General features: G+C 39.4%; 22 protein-coding genes. 17 read left to right on the forward strand and 5 right to left on the reverse strand.

Features of this window, described 5'->3' with window-relative positions; translation table 11 throughout:
* Positions 1-44: 44 nt before the first annotated feature.
* From porL to CGC50_RS08700, 4 genes are all read left to right on the forward strand, one after another.
* Complete coding sequence (gene porL / locus CGC50_RS08685) at positions 45-740, forward strand: type IX secretion system motor protein PorL/GldL (protein WP_002665684.1); 696 nt, start codon at positions 45-47, stop codon at positions 738-740.
* 38 nt (positions 741-778) lie between these two features.
* Positions 779-2,338, forward strand: a complete 1,560-nt coding sequence (porM, locus tag CGC50_RS08690) for a type IX secretion system motor protein PorM/GldM (protein WP_095910508.1) — start codon at positions 779-781, stop codon at positions 2,336-2,338.
* A 14-nt stretch (positions 2,339-2,352) separates the two neighbouring features.
* Positions 2,353-3,255 carry a type IX secretion system ring subunit PorN/GldN gene (gene porN / locus CGC50_RS08695; protein WP_095910509.1) on the forward strand — a complete coding sequence of 301 codons (903 nt, stop codon included), beginning with the start codon at positions 2,353-2,355 and terminating at the stop codon, positions 3,253-3,255.
* A gap of 71 nt (positions 3,256-3,326) precedes the next feature.
* A complete protein-coding gene (locus tag CGC50_RS08700) occupies positions 3,327-3,848 on the forward strand; it encodes a Crp/Fnr family transcriptional regulator (RefSeq protein ID WP_095910510.1) in 522 nt (173 codons plus the stop codon).
* Here the strand turns inward: CGC50_RS08700 and CGC50_RS08705 are convergent.
* Positions 3,845-4,375: a hypothetical protein gene (locus CGC50_RS08705; protein WP_095910511.1), complete on the reverse strand. Its 531-nt coding sequence runs from the start codon at positions 4,373-4,375 to the stop codon at positions 3,845-3,847. The genes CGC50_RS08700 and CGC50_RS08705 overlap by 4 nt on opposite strands.
* A gap of 196 nt (positions 4,376-4,571) precedes the next feature.
* Between CGC50_RS08705 and CGC50_RS08710 the strand changes: the two genes are divergently transcribed.
* From CGC50_RS08710 to CGC50_RS08735, 6 genes are all read left to right on the forward strand, one after another.
* Positions 4,572-5,615, forward strand: coding sequence for an Acg family FMN-binding oxidoreductase (locus tag CGC50_RS08710; protein ID WP_095910512.1), 1,044 nt, complete (start codon positions 4,572-4,574; stop codon positions 5,613-5,615).
* Between the two features lie 13 nt (positions 5,616-5,628).
* Positions 5,629-6,546 carry a DUF6268 family outer membrane beta-barrel protein gene (locus CGC50_RS08715; protein WP_232781082.1) on the forward strand — a complete coding sequence of 306 codons (918 nt, stop codon included), beginning with the start codon at positions 5,629-5,631 and terminating at the stop codon, positions 6,544-6,546.
* A 108-nt stretch (positions 6,547-6,654) separates the two neighbouring features.
* Positions 6,655-7,299, forward strand: a complete 645-nt coding sequence (locus tag CGC50_RS08720; protein WP_095910514.1) for a hypothetical protein — start codon at positions 6,655-6,657, stop codon at positions 7,297-7,299.
* A 95-nt stretch (positions 7,300-7,394) separates the two neighbouring features.
* Positions 7,395-8,048 (forward strand): hypothetical protein, encoded by a 654-nt coding sequence (locus CGC50_RS08725; protein WP_095910515.1) that lies wholly within the window; start codon positions 7,395-7,397, stop codon positions 8,046-8,048.
* Between the two features lie 61 nt (positions 8,049-8,109).
* A complete protein-coding gene (locus CGC50_RS08730; protein WP_095910516.1) occupies positions 8,110-8,733 on the forward strand; it encodes a hypothetical protein in 624 nt (207 codons plus the stop codon).
* Positions 8,734-8,788: 55 nt separating this feature from the next.
* Entirely contained in the window at positions 8,789-9,424 is a 636-nt protein-coding gene (locus CGC50_RS08735; RefSeq protein ID WP_095910517.1) for a hypothetical protein, read from the forward strand.
* A gap of 95 nt (positions 9,425-9,519) precedes the next feature.
* Here the strand turns inward: CGC50_RS08735 and CGC50_RS08740 are convergent, their stop codons facing one another.
* Complete coding sequence (locus CGC50_RS08740) at positions 9,520-10,197, reverse strand: hypothetical protein (protein WP_157909444.1); 678 nt, start codon at positions 10,195-10,197, stop codon at positions 9,520-9,522.
* Positions 10,197-11,264 carry a DUF4434 domain-containing protein gene (locus CGC50_RS08745; protein WP_394363699.1) on the reverse strand — a complete coding sequence of 356 codons (1,068 nt, stop codon included), beginning with the start codon at positions 11,262-11,264 and terminating at the stop codon, positions 10,197-10,199. The genes CGC50_RS08740 and CGC50_RS08745 overlap by 1 nt, the downstream gene beginning before the upstream one ends.
* A gap of 392 nt (positions 11,265-11,656) precedes the next feature.
* Between CGC50_RS08745 and CGC50_RS08750 the strand changes: the two genes are divergently transcribed.
* From CGC50_RS08750 to CGC50_RS08780, 7 genes are all read left to right on the forward strand, one after another.
* On the forward strand, positions 11,657-12,451 hold the full coding sequence (locus CGC50_RS08750) for a hypothetical protein (protein ID WP_095910520.1): 795 nt from the start codon (positions 11,657-11,659) through the stop codon (positions 12,449-12,451).
* Between the two features lie 13 nt (positions 12,452-12,464).
* Positions 12,465-13,157 (forward strand): peptide chain release factor H, encoded by a 693-nt coding sequence (prfH, locus tag CGC50_RS08755; RefSeq protein ID WP_095911329.1) that lies wholly within the window; start codon positions 12,465-12,467, stop codon positions 13,155-13,157.
* 113 nt (positions 13,158-13,270) lie between these two features.
* Positions 13,271-13,681, forward strand: a complete 411-nt coding sequence (locus tag CGC50_RS08760) for a hypothetical protein (RefSeq protein WP_095910521.1) — start codon at positions 13,271-13,273, stop codon at positions 13,679-13,681.
* A 90-nt stretch (positions 13,682-13,771) separates the two neighbouring features.
* Positions 13,772-14,218, forward strand: a complete 447-nt coding sequence (locus tag CGC50_RS08765) for a hypothetical protein (protein WP_095910522.1) — start codon at positions 13,772-13,774, stop codon at positions 14,216-14,218.
* An 88-nt stretch (positions 14,219-14,306) separates the two neighbouring features.
* On the forward strand, positions 14,307-14,858 hold the full coding sequence (locus tag CGC50_RS08770; RefSeq protein ID WP_095910523.1) for a 3'-5' exonuclease: 552 nt from the start codon (positions 14,307-14,309) through the stop codon (positions 14,856-14,858).
* Positions 14,859-14,864: 6 nt separating this feature from the next.
* Positions 14,865-15,701 carry a hypothetical protein gene (locus CGC50_RS08775; RefSeq protein WP_095910524.1) on the forward strand — a complete coding sequence of 279 codons (837 nt, stop codon included), beginning with the start codon at positions 14,865-14,867 and terminating at the stop codon, positions 15,699-15,701.
* Positions 15,702-15,726: 25 nt separating this feature from the next.
* The gene (locus CGC50_RS08780) at positions 15,727-16,077 is read left to right on the forward strand and encodes a hypothetical protein (protein WP_095910525.1); all 351 of its coding nucleotides are present in this window, start codon (positions 15,727-15,729) and stop codon (positions 16,075-16,077) included.
* Here the strand turns inward: CGC50_RS08780 and CGC50_RS08785 are convergent.
* On the reverse strand, positions 16,057-16,491 hold the full coding sequence (locus CGC50_RS08785; protein WP_095910526.1) for a hypothetical protein: 435 nt from the start codon (positions 16,489-16,491) through the stop codon (positions 16,057-16,059). The genes CGC50_RS08780 and CGC50_RS08785 overlap by 21 nt on opposite strands.
* Positions 16,488-17,270: a hypothetical protein gene (locus tag CGC50_RS08790; protein ID WP_095910527.1), complete on the reverse strand. Its 783-nt coding sequence runs from the start codon at positions 17,268-17,270 to the stop codon at positions 16,488-16,490. The genes CGC50_RS08785 and CGC50_RS08790 overlap by 4 nt, the downstream gene beginning before the upstream one ends.
* Positions 17,271-17,282 lie beyond the last annotated feature (12 nt).

Below are 17,282 nucleotides of genomic sequence, written 5' to 3' on the forward strand. Positions count from 1 at the left end.
AAAAATTAATAAATAAAACAAAGTATAATTAAATCAAAGAAAAAATGGCAAATTCATCAAAATCGTCAAAGAAAATCATAAATATGGTTTATGGTTTGGGAGCATCTGTTGTAATCCTCGGAGCTCTATTCAAAATTCTTCACTGGGAATTACCTTTAGGATCTATTAAGCTTGGGGGTGGTACTCTCTTGGCGATAGGTCTTATCACAGAAGCAATCATCTTCGCTATTTCAGCTTTCGAACCTGTGGATACAGGGTATGACTGGTCTCGTGTATTCCCTGAACTAGAAGGAGGAGAACCAAGACAGCTTAATTTCAGTGGAAACGCACAGCTTCCATCTAGAAATGATCAAGAAACTCAAGTACTTAGAGAATCTCTTTCTGAAAAATTGGATAATATCCTAAGAGAAGCTCATATAGATGCTAACTTGATGAACTCATTGGCTACTAGTATCCGTAACTTCGAAGGAGCTGCTAAGAATATCGGCCCTGCTGCTGATGCTGTTGCTTCTACTCGTAAATATGGAGAAGAGCTTACTACAGCTGCTGTTCAATTAGAGGCTTTGAACTCTCTTTACCGTATCCAACTTGAAAGAACTGAACTTCAGGTGAATGCTCAAGAAGGTATGGTGGATAACCTCAACTCATTGAATGCACAAGTTAATTCATTTAAAGAACATTTGAGATCTCTCAATACAGTATATGGTGGAATGCTTTCTGCAATGGGTGGTGCCAGATAATTCTAAATTAGTTAATAATCATTAAAAAAATTTAGAATATGGCAGCAGCGAATTCACCACGACAAAGGATGATTAACCTGATGTATCTGGTTTTCATCGCGATGATGGCTCTTAATATGGGCAAAGAGGTACTTAGTGCGTTTGGACTTATGAACGAAAAGTTACAAACAGCTAACGAACGTTACCAACTTACCAATGAAGCAGCCTTTGCAGAATTAGAGAAAAAAGAACAGGAAAAACCTGAGGATTATAAAGAGGCTTTAGAAAAAGCGCGTCAGGTAAGAGAACTTTCTAATGAGTATTACGCTTACTTAAACACTCTTAAGGAAGAAGTAATGTCTCAGGCAAGCAACAAAACAGATTACCAAGTGATGGACAAATCTGATTTTTTGGATGAAAAGTTCTTTAAAACAGACGGACTAAAACCAGAAGGGCAAAAATTCTTGGATGAAATCAACAAGTATCGTACCCAATTGGTAAGTCTATTAGGAGCTAAAGATGAAGCCCTTAAGAAAATTATTGAAGAGCGTTTCTCTACAGGAGAGAATAACAAGGTAAAAAACCGTGATGGTAACACTATTGGTTGGGTTCAGTACAACTATGAAGGGTTCCCTTATATAGCCTCTGTTACTAAGTTCTCTCAACTTCAATCCGATATCCGCCAGACAGAACAAGATTTCTATAAGGCTATGCTCGGTGAAAAGATGAAAGACGAGCTTTCTATGAAGCACTATACTACTTTGCTTGAACAATCACGTGGGGCTTACTATGCTAATCAACAGTTCGATGGTGCTATCGTACTTGGTCGTAAGGACGGCTCTACCAAACCAGAACGTGTAGAACTTACCCTCGATGGAAGAAAGCTTTCTGAATCTGAAGTGGAAGTTGTAGAAGGAAAGGTCAAACTTAAAGTGAACACTGGTAATGTAGGTGAGCACAAGATCGCTGGTACTTTGTACTACAAACAATTTGGTCAAGAAACTCAAGTAGAGGTGGCTCAATCATTCACTACTATCCCTCGTCCAAACGAAGCAGTAATCTCTGCTGACAAGATGAACGTAGTATATCGTGGAGTTGTGAACCCTATGACTATCTCTATGCCAGGGGTGCCTGATAATCAGGTGACAGCTTCAGCACCAGGACTTTCTCGTAAGAGTGGACCTAACTATATCATGAAACCTAATGTAGGTTCTGCTGAGGTAACTATCAATGTGACTGGTACTTTCGAGGGTCAGAAATTCTCTTCTTCTAAGAAGTTCCGTGTGAAAGATATTCCAAAACCAGAAGGTGCTATCTTACGTACTACAGGAGCTGTGAAGTTGGCTAAGGCTAATATCTTGGCTGGAGAGCTTTCCGTAGCATTTAACGACTTTGACTTCGACCTTTCTACAAGGGTGAACTCATTCCGTATCTTAGTTCCTGGTCAGCCAAGTGTGGTGGTACAAGGTAACAGAGTAAGTGCTAGCGGTGCTGCAGCAGCTGCAGTGAATAGAGCTAAGAGAGGGGATATCATTCAAATATCTGAAATACGTTACTCTGTATCAGGATATAGTGGTACTCCTAAACCAGCTACTCCAATATCAATTGAAGTATTATAACAAATTATAAGATTATGAAACAAGCACTAAAGAATATCCTGACGCTATCTTTTATGTGGATAGTATCTTCGACTACTTTTGCTCAGGTAAATATACTCAATGCAAAAGTTCCTTCTGAAATAGGTGAGAAGACTGCCGCTCAACAGGAATCTGACAACGACGTACCACTTCCTTATGGTTATGTAGATGATCGCGATATCATGTGGTCTACTACTACTTGGGAACTCGTTGACTTGGAAGAAAGAGCTAATTTTCCACTACTATTCCCTATTGATACTATGGAAATTGGTGCAGATCGTCGTTCTTTGTACGATGTACTTCTTAGAGCGATGAGGGAAAAAAGACTCACTGAGACTTATGTAGATTCTTATTTTACTGAGAAGAGAACTTATGATGATCTTAAGTATAGCCTTTCTAAGGCAGATACTTTGGATGCTGGTTACGAAATCCTTAACCAAGGATTGCCTCTTCCTCCTGAATATATTGTACGTACTGATCTTACTTCTCGTGATATTGTACAATACAGAATCAAGGGGTTGTGGTACTTCGATAAGCGCCAAGGAGAACTTAAGTATCGTCTGTTAGGAATTGCACCAGTAGCTCCCGATGTGAGTGTATTGGGAACTGATGATGCACAGTCTAACTTAGTAGAACTTTTCTGGGTATGGTATCCTGCCGCAAGAAATATCTTGCACAAAGCAAGGGTATTCAATCAGTTGAACTCTGCTAACCGCGTCTCTTTTGACCACTTGCTCAATGCTCGTCGCTTCGTAGGGGTTATCTATAAGGAGGACAACGTATATGGGGATAGGGAAATCAAAAAGTACCTCCCAGACAATGCCTTATACCAACTCTTGGAAGCAGAGCGTATCAAGCAGCGTATCCGCGACAGAGAACAAGATATGTGGGTTTACTAAATTATATATAAAAAGGCTATTCGTAAGGATAGCCTTTTTTACCTATTTCTTATTATCCTATTTCCCAAATTTTGAACCTCGATTTCCTAAGTCAATATTTTACAGAAGTACACTTCACCAAAGGACAGCTCATCACTCGTGTAGGTGAGGTGGAGAACTCTTTGTACTATTTGAGCGAAGGGATTGTACGTTTCTTCTATTATAATTCTACGACCGATAAGGAAACTACCGTAGATATCTTGTTCCCAGAGAGTTTCTGTCTTTCCTACACTTCTTTCGTCAGGCGAGAACCCTCTTTGCTCTCCATAGAAGCGCTCAAGGAGGTTACAGCCTACAAGATTGGCAGAGAACATCTTGATCATCTCATACAACAACAGGAATACCTCCAGATAAAAGCCGATATATTGGAGCACTTGCTTATTGAGAAAATGCAACGTGAAGCTCAGTTTTTATTGCAATCTCCTGAAGAGATCTATCTCAATCTATTAGAAAAGGATCCTAAGCTGATTCAGAATATTCCCTTAAAATACATTGCCTCTTATATAGGGATCACCCCTCAAGCCCTCAGCAGAATACGCAAGCGTATTTTCTAAGGAGCTATTTTCTCATGGAGTTCCCTTAATAATTCTTCCACAAGCGAGAAATGAACTCTTGGATATGTGTCTTTTTCCTGTAGGATTGTAGTCAAGCGAAACCGTAATTTCATATAAAGTTCTGTTCCTAAGGTAGTGTACTTTAAATCTTCTTTCAGCAAATGAGCTAAATTATCATAGTTTTCATCTTCTAATGTGATAATAAGCCATTCCACCTTACCCAAGAAGTCTCTGGAGATATGTTCTTGGTAGAAGGTGTCAAATAGTTCAAAGAAAGCATCTAAAGCCTTTTCTTTAGTCTTGAATTTGTAGAAGAGTATATCCGCCCATCCTCTACTATCCCTAAGATGATATTTCTTGCGTAACCAATAGTAAAAGTCATTATATAGAATATCTGCTTTTACCTCTTCTTCTTGATTGCGATAATACCAACCATTTAGGAAAGTATCTAAGCAGAATATATCGTGTTCGTGAATAAATAATTCAGGAAGAGGCTTGATAAGGTTTATAAGTTCTATGATGTTCATTTTCTATTTTCTATCTACTTGTTTTTCAGTTGTTTTTCTATGTATAACCTTTTGCTGCGATCCGCAAAGGAAGAGGAGATATTCCCTTCAAAGTTACGATTTTATTTTTAAACTACCAAAAGCATTTATGAACCCAAGTTCATTTTTTCTACATTTTTTCGTCGTTACTTTGCATTGAAAAACAAAGACAAATAAAATGAACTTCAAAATGTTATCTATTACTTTTATGATGGCGCTTGTTGCCCTAAAGGGTCGCGCCCAAGATTCCGATTACATGACCCTTATCAAGGCTGCTACCCAAGCACCTTCGGGTCATAATTCTCAACCATGGTGGTTTGAGACTTTCGACCACAGCATAGTGATCTCTCCCAACTTCGAAAAGGCGCTCCCAGCAGTGGATAGCCAGCACCGAGAGCTCTTTATCAGCTTGGGGTGTGCACTGGAGAATCTCTGCACAAAGGCCTCTGAGTTACATTATCAGACTCAGGTAAGCCTTAGTGAGGAAGGGGTGATTACTGTGGAACTTCACAAATCCAATACCGTTGTCCCTGATCCCTTGGCTGCTTTTATTGAGAAGCGACAAACCAATCGTTCTGAGTATGAGGACAGGCGTATCGACCCTGCTCTATTGCAAAGTCTCATTGACAAAGTATATGAGGGATTATCTCCTTTAGAGGGAGCAGGGAAGTTTCATGTTTTTGCCAAAGACACTCCACTCTTTGAAAGGTTTACCCAAGCTGTCCTACAGGGTAATACCGTACAGATGTCAGACCCAGCTTTCAAGAATGAGCTCCTCTCATGGATTCGTTTTAACAAAAAACATTCTGAGAGTACCCATGATGGATTGAGCTATGCGGTGTTGGGAGCGCCTAACCTACCTCGCTGGGTCACTGAGCCTATTGTACGGGGAAGCTTGAAAGCAAAAACTCAAAACAAAACCGACCTGAAGAAGATACAATCCTCTTCCTATATGGTACTACTCACCACCGAAGGGAATGATATTCGTACTTGGATACAGGCTGGTCGTACTCTCGAACGTTTTCTGCTATTGCTTACTCAGGCAGGTATAGCTCATGCCTACCTGAATCAACCCTGTGAAGTGCCTGAAATAAATCTAACACTGCGTGAGAATTTTCCTAAGGAAAATCTTTATCCTCAAATCCTTTTACGTATTGGTTATGCCAAACCAGTAGCTTATTCTAAGAGGAAAGATATCAAGGAAGTGATGGTTAATGATTAATTGTTAATGATTAATGAAGAACACTATATTCTATTGCAACACTTTGTCAAAGTCTAAGGGCTTTGACAAAGTGTATAAATTATTAGCTTGTCTTTACCTATTACCTATTTTTGTCTCTGCTCAGGTCTCCTTTAAGACGGATATACTGGGCAAAGAAGGTCTTTTCAGAGAGGAACTCTCCCTACAGTTGCCTATACATCTTGATTCGCTTGCCAAGGATTCCTATAGGCGAATAAGTGTTTGGGCAGTGGGAGGCAATATGGTTTTCCAACAAATGAATCCTACCGAGGGACTACCTTATCAGACAATGAACCTTAGTGCTAATATCTTGCACTTGCGACCACTGGGTACTCGTTGGTCATGGCTTACGGCTGTAGGATTGGGCATATATACTCCTGAAAACAGACTTTCGTCCATTGCAATTGGTGAAAATGTGGTTGCCAATGGTGCCTTGCTTTTTATCTGGCATAGCAACCAACACATGCAGATAGGGGCAGGAACACTTGTCAATACCCTTTTGGGATATCCTATGGTTTTTCCTACTGCTTTTGTAGAATATCAAGGAGAGCAGTGGATAGGATGGGCTAAAGGTAATTTTTTAGAAGGAGGAAAGGGAGCTATAGGCTATCGTTTTAGTGAACCCTTTTCGCTATGTCTCTTGGCTGACGCTTCTATCTACGCAGCTTTCTTGAGAAAAGAAGGCAAAAAAGCAGTCTTCTTTACCCAACATACAATTGTAGGCTTACAACCCGATTTCAGGGTAGGGAAGTACCTGCATATCCCCTTGGTTATAGGGACAGACCTTATGCGGATGGGTATCTATAAAGAGCGAAAGCTGAGCACTTTCTTTACCCAAACTTTCGAGGGAGCTCCCAAGCAAATTTATAGCCCTGCCCTCTACTTCTCAGTAGGGATAAAAATAGTGAATTAGCAAGTTTACAAAAGAGATAAAATGTTAATTATTTGTTGTCTATTATTTATAGTTCATTATTTGTTATTAATTTTGCTCTTTAATAATAAAAAAAATAGAATAGCAAAAATGAAAAAAGCCTTATATATACTTTGTGCAGTAGTGTGCATTCTATTGGCTGTATTTTTTTACTTTAAAATCACTGGTAAAAGCTCAGAGAAGACCTCTCGCTTTGATATTCCAGAAGAAGCAAGAAATATCATAGCTGAGAAATATATTGCTATCATGGCAGATAATGGGATGACAATCAATGAAGGTAAAAACCCACCTGATATTCAGGGGATTTTTGCTACAGATTCATTGGAGTTGTTCTATACTAGTTTGGAGAACGATTTAGCCATAGGATACAAAGTCCCCAGTTATCGTTACAAATTCTATGGGCAAGATGGGATACAAGTGAAAACCGATTATATACAAGAAGCTCCTTCAAGTGATGACAACGTTACAGGAAAAGGTACTGCCCTCTCAGGATCAGGGAACAAATTTACTGCCTATATAGAACAAAAAGGATCTGCCAAAGGGGCAACTTATCGACAAGCAACGGTACTTTCGGGGGAGATAACCCCTCAGGGAATTAAGGATTTCCAATGGGGATTCTGTATACTTGAAAAAGAAGATCCCGATAACAAACTTATGCAAGTAGGAGGTGTCCGTATTTGGAAGGATAAAGGGAAATTGGCAAAGAAGAAAACAAAGTTTCCCTATGGAGACTGATTAGTGTTCAATTGTTAATTTTTTATTACTAATTATCAAACATTGATCATTAATCATTACCTTTGCCCCCCACTATAATAAAAAGAGAACAAAGAATGAAAAGAACAATCTATGTATTTTGTGTGGCAGTATGTGCCCTATTTGTAATGGTTTCTTGCTCTAAATCAGAGGATAATGCAGGAAACAACAACAAAAATCTGAATATTCCAGCCGAGGCTAAGGCTATTATCCCTGAAGAGCTTATAGGGAAAATGAAAGCTAATGGAATGACTATCAATGAAGGGATGAACCCTCCTAATATCCAAGGAATTTTTGCTACAGGTGATTTAAAGATGACTTATACCAGTTTAGGAGATGATGATGGCTATTCTGTAGGACAAGAGATCCCCAGCTACCGCTATAAGTTCTATGATCAAAAGGGAACAAAAGTAAAGACGGATTACATCAATGAATGGATCACAAGTACTGAAAGAGCTACAGGAAGGGGTACTATTATCTCAGGAGAAGGTAACAAGTTTACTGCTTATTTGGATGTAAATATTACAAATGGTGAAATAAAGAGTAGAGATGTTTCTGTACTTTCAGGAGAGATTACCCCAGAAGGGATTAAGGATTTCCAATATGGTTTTCTTAAAATAGAGAAAACAGGCGATATAATAGGAAGAGTAGTACCAGTGGGTACCATACGTATCTGGATAAGTAAGGATAAGTTGGCCGTAAAAAAACAAGAATATCCTTATGGAGATTAAGTGATAAGTTGATAAATATCATATATAACCGTTGAAAAATAAAATAATTTAAGAGAAAAAGATGAAAAGAACCATTTATGCGCTTTGCACAGCGATATGTGCTTTATTTACAGTAGTATCCTGCTCACGATCAGAGGATCCTAGACATTTTAATATTCCTCAAGAAGCAAGAGAAATTATCTCAGACAGACTTTTAGAGGAAATGGAAAGCAATGGAATGCAGATTAACGAAGGGGATAATCCACCTGATATTCAAGGAATTTTTCAGACAGGTAGTTATAAGTCGATATATACAAATGTGAAAGGAGACATGATAGGGAAAACATATTTGCCTTACCGTTATAAATTCTATGAACAAAATGGGATAAAAATAAAAACAGATTATATAGCGGAGAGCAATGGAAAATTTGATATAGCTACAGGGGAAGGGACTATTATTTCTGGATCAGGGAATAAATTTACAGTCTATATGAAGGTAAAAGGTAATAATGGTGGAGCACTATACAAAGAAGCAAAGGTGTTTTCAGGAGAGATTACCCCAGAAGGGATTAGAAATATCCAAATGGGACTTTGTATAGTTGAAAAAGATGATCCTAAAGGAGAATTGATCCCTGTGGGTGGCATACGTGTTTTTAATAATGAAAGTAGCTTAGCTGTAAGAAAACAAAATTATCCTAGAGATTAACTCATTTAATGAATAAGTAAATTAATATCGTGTATAACAATTAAAAGATAAAAAAATGAAAAGAACCATTTATGCGCTTTGCACAGCGATATGTGCTTTATTTGCAGTAGTATCCTGCTCCAAATCAGATGACAACAACGGAAATCAAGGAGGAACTCAGAACAATAGTCAAAATCAACAGGCTGTTAGAAGTAATAACTTCTCTAATGAAGTGAAGGCAATTGCTTCTCAAGAGTTTATCCAAAAAATGAGAGATGGTGGTGCTACTATCTACGGAGGAACCAATCCTCCTGCAGTAGAAGGATCTTTTACCACTGGAGCATTAGAGCTTATTCATAGCAGTTTTGGAATAGATAAGGATCCTTTAAGAGGTCGTTTTGATGGATTCTTCTATAAGTTTTATGGAAAAAATGGGTCTAACATAAAAGTAGACTATAGCAACCATTCTGGAGGAACTTATGCAGCTCAAGGAGTGAAAGCTGCTATCTCAGGAGAAGGGGATAATTTTACTATTTTCTTTATAAACAAGGCAGGAGATTTACATGCTATTTCAGGGACATTTACAGGAGATGCTATAGAAGGGTTTCAAGAGATAGACTATGTTAAGATTGGTACTAACACTTCTCCAGTAGGCACTGTACGTGTTCTTAAAAGCAAGGATGGTCGTGCTGAAAAGATACAAGGATTTTAATGAGCTAATTTAGCTAATTAACAAATTAATAAAACTTCCCTTTATCTCTGGTAAAGGGAAGTTTTTTATTGTTTTTCGTCACTTATCACTTACTATCATCGTAGTTCTCTTATTGCAGCCTCTACCGCTTGGTCATAGAGGATATTTTTGTGATGATAAGCCTCTTTGTAAGCCTTGAACTGGTTGTAGAGTTGTTCTTTTTCACTGCGAGAGGCCTTGCGAAGATTTATTTTCTTATAGGCGGCCATCAGGCGGTAGTATTCTATTACAAAAGGGCGCAAGACCTTATCCTTGTGGAACTCCTCGGCAAGCTGTAGCACCTGATCATAGTCCTTGCTCTCGAAAGCCTCCTTGAGTTGCTGCATCTGTCCCCCTTCGGCATGCTCTATTTTCTGAACGATAAAGTCCAATTCCGTAGGTGGATACTGCTCTAAAACCTCTTCTACAGCCGTGAGTGACCTGGCTTTCTTGTTCTTCGCAGTAAGAGCCTTGTAGGTGGCGATATCCGTGCGTAGGCTGGACAGGCGGTTGTAGTCGAACTTGACAATATTTTCACTATAATCCTTCTGCAAAAGGGCAAAACGTGCCTGTATAACCCAGTAGAGTGCCTCGGGGGTTTTCAAAAAATCCTCTCCCTTGAGCAGATCTACTACCTGCTGGTAGTTGCCCTTGTGGTACTCTTTATCGGCCAAGGAGAGTTTCTCCCTGAGGGTCTGTGCCTGTAAGAGCTGAGGAAGTAATAGTAGGAATAGGTATAAAATTCTTATAGTCATTATTTTATTTTTTGATTCAGCCATTTTTTGTAGGCTTCTCTAAGGGCTTGAGCTTGAGCCTTGTGAGGGCTGAGGGTACTCATATCATCATAATATTGGAAGGAGACAGCCTTACTTACCTTCGGCAGTGCTGTTTCTATAGCAAGCTGTTGGCTTACCCTATCAAAAGAAGCAGGGGTAAAAGGGTATTCTCCTGTAGGAGAATAGAAGGTCTCCAGATCAGTCCAAAAAGCTCCTTTGTAGTTTTTGTTTTCCTCAAAAAGTCCCTTTTGGGCACTTTGGTAATAAGCACCTAATTGGTCAAGTGTTACGTGCTTGGCTCCTACGCCATCCTGTAACATGATGATTTGCAGGTGGCTCTTAGCCAATTCTGCCATGAAGTGCTGGAGCTGAGCAGCAGAGGTAAGAGAACTGTTCCAAAAAGCGGCGATAGAAACAGGTTTGCGATCCCACTGATGGATGCTATCGGCAATAGGATTTACCAATACTTCTCTAAAAAGGGCTATTTTTTCGTCAGAACCATAAGCATAGGGTTCAGGTTCGTGAGGTATATACCATCCCTTGAAAGCAGGATGATTACCAAACTGGGTATGCAGTTCTTTGGCTAAGGCAATACAGCGTTGGGCATTAAGCTCCAGCCAAGCCCTATCGGTCTGGTGCTGCCAATAAGAATTGTCAAAGAGGAGTCCTATATGTACTTCTATCCCTTGTCTTTGTGCTGCCTCAAGGAGTCGTGCCAAGGTAAGGCGGCTCTTCTGAGAGGTGAAAGTATTGGCTGAATCGAACCAAGTAATATCGTTATACGCATTCTTGAAGGCCGTATATTGCACGATGAGGGTATGGATTCTTAGCTCCTTGAGTTCGGCGAGGTACTGCTCCCATTGGGAAGGGGACCAGTCATCTTTTCCAAAGAGCTGGAGGAAAGTTCCTGTAAGGAAAGCCTCTTTGGAAGTGGGCTGTCCTTCTTCCTTTTTAGGAGTAGGGAGCTGATTGTCGGAAGAGGCCTTATTACAAGCCGTTAGCCATAAAAAGCTGCTAAGAATAAAGGGTAAAAAATACTTTTTCATAGAGTGCAAAAATAAGGATTAATTTTAATATTCAACGATTAATGTTTATCTGTAAATTGTTAATTATTTGTTATTAATCATTAATTGTTGAACATTAATCGTTACCTTTGCCCCCGATTTCGAGAACAAATTGTTTAACCTTAATAAAAATAGCAGAAGAAATGAAATATATCAAGTTACATATTACCGTAGAATTACCTTTGCACAAGGTAACGCTTCGTGGCGTATTAGCTTGATGTAGCATTACTCTATCATACAACAAAAGCCCGGAGCGACAGCTTCGGGCTTTTTGTTGCTACTTTCTACAAAAATCCCAAGCAAATATCGATTTAATTATTAATTGTCAATGGTTAGTCTGATTACTGACCACTGACAGCTAAAAACTGATTAGCATGGGAAATCTATATATTACCCCCGAAGGCCTCTCTCGCCTCCGCAATTTGCGTTCTCGCAAGCGCATTGCTCGAGAAGACCACGAGAAGTATTTGCGCGAATGTATTAAACGCCAAAAAGTACTCTTTAAACAACGCCGTGAACTGCCGCTTGTGCCACTCGAAAAACCCTACCAAAAGGGCTATGTGCGTTTCTTTGTACTGAGGGAAGATGTGCGACAAGGCAAGCAAGCCGACTTTTTTGCTACGCTCTTAGAGAAGATCAACACCTATCAATACGCTGATAATCGCAAGTTCCAAAAGAAGAAAAAGCGCCGTGGCAAACGCGTTTACATAGCTCGCAAACAGGAATTGTACACTTTTAGTCAATGGGAATGGGAAAGAGCCCTTGAAAGGGGAAAGTTCACCCAAAAAGAACGCGCCTATTTTGCAAAAATAGAGTGTTTCAATCGGCAAAAAGACCGTTTTGAAATCCATTACGAGTTTACCGAGGCGTGGCGTTTTGAACTGCGTGTAAAGCCTAATATGATTACGCATTACCGTCCGGTAGATGTAGCCATAGAGCGCGAACTCGCCGAGCTTGATAAAATCATAGATAACCATAAGAATTGGGGAACTATCACTCATAAAATCTATGGACGCAGTTATTCGTGGAGGCAATACCAAAAGCGCTATATGCCTAAGGAAAAGTACAAGCGCACCCCGCTGAAAGAAATTGCAGCCCTTAAGTATCACACCTCAGCAATGGAAATTGGGGAGATGCTTTTAGATTGCAAGCCGTATGTGCAATTATAAACAAAAAGAAAAAATGGAAGAAAAAATCATACAAATCACCGCAGGACGCGGTCCTTTAGAATGCCAATGGGTAGTGGCGAAAGTACTCAAGACTTTCCTGCAAGAAGCTACTCAAGCAGGCATCAGCTATACCATTCTCAGCCGTGAGGAAGGCGATGCCAATCTCACTGTAAAATCGGTTACCCTGCAACTCAAAGGCAAGGAGTTAGCACCATTTTTGAAAACTTGGCTCGGCACCGTGTGCTGGGTAGGTAAGAGCACCTTTCGCAAATTCCACCAGCGCAGCAATTGGTATATAGGCGTTTTTGAACTCGACCAACTGCAACGCCAGACTTTCTCAGAGCGCGATATACAGTTCCAAACCACTCGCTCGCAAGGCAATGGCGGACAGAATGTGAACAAGGTAAATACAGCAGTGCGCGCCACCCACCTGCCCACAGGTATCAGCGTATTGGCACAGGACTCGCGTTCGCAACTCGACAATAAAAAACTCGCCCTTGCCCGCCTTAAAGAAAAACTCGCCGAAATGGAGCTTCAGCAACTTGCCGAGCAAGCTCAGAACCATTGGAGCAATCACACCCAAGTGCAACGCGGCAACCCTGTGCGCACTTTCAAAGGCACCGATTTCAAAAGCACTTATGTAGAAAAAAGCTATAAAAAAGAACGCGCCGCTGGCAAGAAGGAAATTAGAGAATTAACAGATTAGCCAATGCTCGTCGTGCTACGACCTTTACCAAAGTTGAAAAGAATTTCAGCAACCCTCCAAGTTATTCTGAGTTTCTCCGAGATATCAGCATCTCTCAAAAAAAAATAAACTTTATGACAGGAAGAATGTACCAAGATACCCATTTCAACCTTACGATGCTCAATGGTTTGCCCATAGAGCAACTCAAAGTATGTGTAAATCCTGATGATGAAAATATCTGTTTAGTTTATCTAAAAGCGGAAGGACAGCCTATTTTTCATTTCTTTTTAGATGTGGGTATTGCTTTTTGTGAGTGTTGGAATGAGTATGAAGTAGATGAGGACGATGATGACTATCGCTTTGATGACCTTACTGAGGTTTGGCAACTCAAAGGCAAACACATTAGCGCTATTTTTGCCGAAGAAGTAGCGGGAAATAGTGAGATTACCTTTCTTTTGGAAGAAGGTGAAAAGCTCAGGCTCTACTATTGCCCCACAGAAGATAAGAGCTATTTCATTAAGGACAATGAGACAATGAGCCGATGAGTCAATTTGCCAATTTGTCAATGAGTGCGTCTAGCATCTCGGAGATATTCCAAGTTTCTCAAGAAAATACTAATAACTATATTCATTACTATGGAAGAACAGATACAAGAACTTTTAAATAGTATTCCCCAAGGAGTTACTTACACTACTTTCCCTGAAGATCTCGAACCTGAGGATATTTCACAAGAACGCATTGAAGGTCTTAAGAAACTGCTTACTCACGAAGATGTCTTTATTGAGCTTTGTGCTGCCAAATTGCTTTGTGCGTGGGGGATAGATGAAGGTTTTAAGACTTTAATACAACTGTATGAAGCAGGGGATGCCGAAGGTTATTTTACGCATCGTTTGCACGGTTATGATGAAACTGCAGAACAACTTCTCTGGCCACTGTTGTATTATCAATCTACTAAAGAAGAGATTTCAGAAGAAGCAGGCGAGAAAGCTCAACAACAAATTCGCCCTTATGTAAAACAATTGCTACAAAAGGTACATAACCCAGAGCAATGGAAAAAATATGTAAAGGATATTATCAATTAATACATTCATTCTATCACAAAAAGAAATATTCACGGTATTCGTATTTTTGAAAGTGATATAGTATGAGTTTCATTAAAAAATTAAAACAATGACAAACAAAATCATCATTATAGACTTAGAAGCGACTTGTTGGGAGGGAATACCCCCCAAAGGAGAAGTCAGTGAAATTATAGAAATTGGCATTTGCCTGCTCGATACCCTTACAGGTGAGATCAGCGATAACAGAGGTATTTTGGTAAAGCCTACACATTCCAAAATCAGTCCTTTTTGTACCCAACTTACCACCCTTACCCCCGAACTGGTAGCGCGGGAAGGAGTAAGTTTTGAAGAAGCCTTGCAAATCCTTAAAAAGGAATACCAAGCCTATCAGTACACTTGGGCGAGTTATGGGAATTACGATAGGAATATGCTCCAAAAGCAATGTGCACTTAGAAAACTGCCTTACCCAATGCGCAGTGAGCATATCAATGTAAAGGAACTTTTCCAAGAGGTAACCCAGCACCCCAAGCGATTGGGAATGCATCAGGCACTGAACTACCTGAAGATACCCCTTGTAGGAACCCACCACCGAGGCAAAGACGATGCTTATAACATCGCTAAGATAATGCACTGCTTGTCTCATTATCAATTGACAAATTAATTCGCAATGAAAAACAACCTTATTTACGGCGTTCATATTATTGAAAGTGATCTCGCTAATGAACTGGAAGCTATAGTGGAAGATGCTTATCACTATGGGGCTACAGAAGCTGAAATACGCTTCCTTATGGATACTTTTCGCAAGGAAGCTGTGCGCACTGCTTTGGAGAAGGAAATATTTTTGACCCTTCGCCTTGATATGTTGTGGCAGTATGGGTGGTTGCGCCCTGAGGAGGTAGCTCCCCTGCAACAGTTGGTACAAAAAGGAGTTTCTAAAAAGTGGCTACAGCAGTTTGGTACTGATACCCCTCAGATGAGTTATGAAAAACGACAACAGCAAGCAGTACGACTGCTCTCTCGCCTTGCCACTGCCAATACAGCAGTGCCTGCACGCGAACATTGGCAAAAGGTAACCGATTTCCTTTTTGTGCCTTATGAAGTGCTGAGCGTACCTTTGTCGGGAGGTCAGTATGGTGCGGTATGGCTATTGAGGACTGATAACTATGAGGGCGACGGACATTATACTTTCGTGGAACTATTATATAAAAGTACTGAAAAGCCAACGATGGAATCGCTAATGGAGGCGCGCCTTCAGCTGATGGGAGATGGTGATAAGGAAGTGCTCAGTGATGTGCGTAGGGTGAGTCATAAAGCCTTGTTGCTCTTTGCCGAACGCTTGGAGCGGATAGGTACTGCCATTCCTAAGAAATCCCTGCCAGCGCCTTCGCCCTATATAATAGCCTACGATTCTTTTGAGAAATTCGTACAGCGATGGAACAGCGATACGGGTATCCCCGATAAAAGAAAAAGAAAGAAGTTCAAGTCAGTCGTTGCCCATTGGTAAATTAGTAAATTGACAAATTAATCTTATGAAAAAGTTTGAATTTAAATACCAATTTGAGTTCTTTTGTTCCCCTATTTGGATAGAGGAAAATGTGAAGAATCCTACCCCTCGCAATGTGGAGATTGCGGATTTGGATATCAATCCGTATCTAAAAGAAGAATTAGAGGAACTCAACCATCTCTACCAAGAGATTTTCAATGACAATTACCCTCCTGAATCCGATTTCAAAGATGCCGTAAGTGAGTATATCTTTGTAAACCGCGTACTCATCTCGGCAGAACTTTTAGAGAAAGAAGTGGGAGAGCAATACGCTTTTGCCTTTGATTATCCAAAATGGAGAGAAAGAAAAGAACAATTATTTAAGAAGTTGGTTTAGCTTTACACCTAGCCATAATCCAACAAAAAGCGTTTGTACGCCTCCAAAAACATAGAAAATGAGAAGTGTATTAAGATAGCTAAAATTGTCTATGCTATTTTCAAATAAGATGCGGAGTGTAAAAGTCCCTATAAGTACAGATATTGTTAATAAAAGGAACATCAAGAAGATACCTATTACCATACAGAAACTTTTTGAAGGTCTTTTCAAATCAATATACGTACCTATATAGTAGATAATAGTAGCAGAAAAGAGAAATCCAACTAAGACAGGAATAGCCAAGTGGAAGAGAATAGCAGAAAAATCACTAAAGCTATCTGCTCCCGTGACAATAATTCCTATAAAGACAGAGATAAAAGCAAGCACATATTCTAAAATAAGTGCCTTGAATAGTAGCTTTGTTGTGAGATTCATAGGAAAAGTGTTTTTTCGAAATGGAAAGTAGTGCTAGCATTTAAGTTATATATGCCAGGACCATCAGCAGTAGGGGAAAATGTATATAGTGTTTTATGATTAGTAAATAGTTCATAATAAGGGAATAGATTATGCTTTCCAAAACATTCAATATTTAAATTATCTCCAACTCGTTCTAATTTTAGTCTAATATCAAAATCTATATTAGGGGTGATAAAATTAGGAGTGTAAGGATATCCAGCAGAAGCAAGTATTCTTATCTCTGACACATTAAAGTCTCTAGCATTAGACGATATAGAATTATTTAAAGAGCAAAATAAAGGTTTTTCCTCAGATTGTTTGGCTTCAAATTCTTCTATACACCCCACAGCTTTACCCAAAGTTGTATATTTTTTGTATATCTTTACTCTATGACTAAAGGCAGAATGTTGATTCGATATTTTTCCATCACACCAAGTATTATGTTTTAAAACATCGTAAGAACTATTATATTTACCTATTTTATGAAGATCAATATTTAAAGTAAAACCTAATCTTGAAGTATGTAATGTTGTATGTCTGGAATGAAAGTCCTCAGTATCTGTTGAGCAGAAAAGTCTGTTCATTAGATTACCAGGTTCGACAATCCAACGATAAGGTCTAGTGTCAAAATTTTTAAGTTTTCTTACAAAGTCATCATAATTTAGAAGACTTTTGTCAATAAGATCTGTATTAAGTTCATAGAGAGTTTTTCCTAAATTTTTTGGAATATATGCCTGAAAAGTGATATTTATACTCATAATAAAATATTT

The sequence above is a fragment of the Capnocytophaga gingivalis genome (assembly GCF_002302415.1).
GTDB classification, from domain to species: Bacteria; Bacteroidota; Bacteroidia; order Flavobacteriales; family Flavobacteriaceae; genus Capnocytophaga; species Capnocytophaga gingivalis.